Consider the following 3,508-nt stretch of genomic DNA (forward strand, 5'->3'; position numbering starts at 1 on the left):
TTATGCCGTGCCCAAGCTGCTCAAGCAGCACGGGCTCACCGTCGACGACATCGGATTGTGGGAGCTCAACGAGGCATTCGCGTCGCAGACGCTGTACTGCCGCGACGCCCTGGGCATCGACCCGGAGAAGTACAACGTCAACGGCGGCGCCATCTCGATCGGGCATCCGTATGGCATGTCCGGCGCCCGCATGGTGGGCCACGCTCTCATCGAGGGCAAGCGTCGCGGTGCCAAGTACGTGGTTGTGACGATGTGCATCGGTGGCGGTCAGGGAGCGGCGGGCCTCTTCGAGGTCGCCTAAGCCGTATGCGCCCCCGGCAACGCAGCGCCCACTCGGGTCGTTGTCGGGGGCGCAGCCTAGACTTGGGCTGACATGACCTTCATTCTCGGCCCCGACGGCGCCCCCTCGAATCCCCTTCTCGACGGGCTCAACCCGCAGCAGCGCGAAGCGGTCGAGTACCGTGGCCCCGCGCTCCTGATCCTCGCTGGTGCCGGGTCAGGCAAGACGAGCGTGCTCACCCGCCGCATCGCCGGTCTGCTGTCGAGCCAGGATGCTTGGCCGAGCCAGATTCTGGCCATCACCTTCACCAATAAGGCTGCCGCGGAGATGCGGGATCGCGTTGAGTCGCTCATCGGGCAGGCCGCTGAGGGCATGTGGATCTCCACCTTCCACTCGGCGTGCGTTCGCATCCTGCGCCGTGAGGCAGAGCACTTCGGCTTCACCAAAAACTTCACGATCTATGACTCGGCCGATTCTCGTGCGCTCATCAAGCGCATCATCAAGGATCTCGAGGCGGATGCCTTCGGCTTCACCGTCAGGTCCGTCTCCGCCAAGATCTCGCGGCGCAAAAACGAGCTCAACGACGTCGAGACGTATGCGCGCAACGCCAACTTCAACGACCCCGCCGAGCGCGTCTTCGCCCAGATCTTTCGCATGTACACAAGCGAGCTGCAGCGGGCCAACGCGTTCGACTTTGACGACCTCATCGGGCAGACAGTGTTTCTGTTCCGAGCCTTCCCGCAGGTTGCCGCCATCTACCAGCGACGCTTTCGCCACATCCTCGTCGACGAGTACCAGGACACGAACCACGCGCAGTACTCGCTCATTCGGGAGCTCACCAAGCCCATCGACGCGCATGTTGCGGAGGCGCTTGAGGCCGGTGAGGGTTACCGCTCGTCCCAGCGCGAACCCAACGGCACAATCGCGGGCGCGAGCCTCACGGTCGTGGGTGACTCCGACCAGTCGATTTATGCCTTCCGCGGCGCGGACATCCGCAACATCGTGGAGTTCGAGCGCGATTACCCGCGTTCCAAGGTCATTCTGCTTGAGCAGAACTACCGGTCAACTCAGAACATTCTGAGCGCGGCCAACGCTGTCATCTCGAACAACTTCGACCGCAAAGACAAGAAGCTGTTCACGACCATCGGCGATGGCGAAAAGATCGTGGGCTTCACGGGCTACAGCCAGCACGACGAGGCGCAGTTCATCGCCGACGAGATCACCACGCTGCATGACGGCGGCCTCGACTACAAAGACATTGCGGTGTTCTATCGCACGAACGCGCAGACCCGAGCACTAGAAGAAATCTTCATCCGCTCGGCTATTCCCTACCGCGTGCTCGGCGGCACCAAGTTCTACGAACGCGCCGAGATCAAGGATGTGATGGCGTATCTCATCGCCGTCGCGAACCCCGCTGACCCCATGGCTCTGCGCCGCATCATGAACGTGCCCAAGCGCGGCATCGGTCCGGCAACGGAAGCGGCGCTGCAGTTGCACGCCGACAAGCACGAGCAGACGCTGCGCGATTCGCTGCGGCAGGCCGACCAGCTGGGCCTCGGGCCCAAGGTGACGGGCGCCATCCTGGGGCTCGCCGGGTTGCTTGACGAGGTGACGCTGAGCGTGGAGACGGCCAAGGTCGCCGACATTCTCGAGGCGATTCTCAAGCGCACCGGCTACGTAGAACTGCTGCGGGCATCCCGTGATCCTCAGGATGAGGCTCGGGCCGAGAACGTAGAAGAACTTCTCGCGCAGACCAAGGAGTTCAACACCCGCAACCCCGACGGCACGCTGCTCGACTTCTTGACCGAGGTCACGCTCGTGGCTGCGGCGGATGATCTGGACGACTCGAGCGGAACCGTCTCGCTCATGACACTCCACACGGCGAAGGGCCTCGAGTTCGACACCGTGTTTCTCACGGGAGTCGAAGAGGGACTGCTTCCGCACCAGATGTCGGCGGGGGAACCCGGGGGCCCTGCGGAGGAGCGACGTCTGTTCTATGTGGGCATCACCCGTGCGCGGCGGCGGCTTTACCTGTCGCTTGCGATGACCCGCGCCCAGTTCGGCGACGTCAACGTGGCGATGCCGAGCCGCTACCTGCAGGAGATTCCGACGGAGCTCATCGACTGGCGCCAGTCGCCGGGCTCGGCTAACAGCCGCGGTGGAACGCAGCCGCGTGCCCTCAACGCTCGACGGGATTCGATCGGCTCTGGCTTTAACTCCGGCTTCAGCTCGGGCACCGGATCGGGTGCCGGTCGGGCCGCGAGCTTCGACCGTGGCGGCGGCTCCGGCTACGGCTACTCGTCGGGACCCAGCGCTACCGCGCTCGCCCGCGCGGCCCGCAATGCCGAAAAGAAAACCGAGTGGACCAACCGCGTTACCGGCACGGTGCGCGACAACGGAGACCTCACGCTCGCGGTGGGCGATCGCGTACGCCACGATGACTTTGGCGAGGGAACCGTTAAGTCGGTCACGGCGAACGGGCCCAAGAGCATCGCCGAGGTGCAGTTTGATGAGGCGGGCCGCAAGCGGCTTCTCGTCAAAATTGCTCCAATTGAGAAGCTGTAGCTTCGTCCACCCTGCTCTGGGCGGCCATCTTCGAAGGCGGCGGCTCTATCGTGATGGGCGACAACCGCACCTACCTCCCGGGAGAAGACACGTGAAGCTAGCAACCCTGCGCCTTGAGGGCCCCGCCACGACCGCCGTGCGCATCGACGGCGACGCCGTTATCGAGATCAGCGGATACGCCGACCTCGGAGCGCTTCTGGCGGTCGAAGGATGGCGTGACATTGCGGCAGCAGCCGACGGCACCTCCCATGTGCTCTCTGAGCTTGCCCCGCAGTCGTGGGCTCCTGTTGTGCCCAAGCCCGGCAAGATCATCTGCGTTGGCCAGAACTATGAGACCCACATCACGGAGATGGGCCGGGAGCTTCCCCAGTACCCCACCCTGTTCGCCAAGTTCCCCGAGGCCCTCGTCGGAGCCTTCGACGAGATCGAGATGCCCACCGTCTCGTCGCAGGTTGACTGGGAGGCCGAGCTCGCCGTCGTGATCGGAGCCCCTGCTCGTCGTGTCAGCGAGAGCGACGCCAAGAACTACATCGCCGGGTATGCCGTTATCAACGACGTGTCGATGCGCGATTACCAGTACCGCACCCTGCAGTGGCTTCAGGGCAAGACTTTCGAGAACACGGCGCCGTTCGGTCCTTACCTCGTGACGGCCGACGAGTGGGA

The 3,508-nt window shown here is 64.1% G+C and carries 2 protein-coding genes and 1 pseudogene; all 3 read left to right on the plus strand.

Annotated features, from left to right (window positions below; all coding sequences use genetic code 11):
* Positions 1-301: pseudogene (locus AC062T_RS10580) on the plus strand (acetyl-CoA C-acyltransferase); the annotation flags it as partial.
* A 72-nt stretch (positions 302-373) separates the two neighbouring features.
* Positions 374-2,845, plus strand: coding sequence for an ATP-dependent helicase (locus tag AC062T_RS10585; protein ID WP_476029844.1), 2,472 nt, complete (start codon positions 374-376; stop codon positions 2,843-2,845).
* A gap of 91 nt (positions 2,846-2,936) precedes the next feature.
* On the plus strand, positions 2,937-3,508 hold a 572-nt coding region (locus AC062T_RS10590; protein ID WP_476029846.1), incomplete at its 3' end, for a fumarylacetoacetate hydrolase family protein.

The organism is Homoserinimonas sp. (genome assembly GCF_056262345.1).

Coding starts and splice junctions, on each gene's coding strand:
- AC062T_RS10585 (WP_476029844.1), top strand. CDS start 374: ATGACCTTCATTCTCGGCCCCGACGGCGCCCCCTCGAATCCCCTTCTC.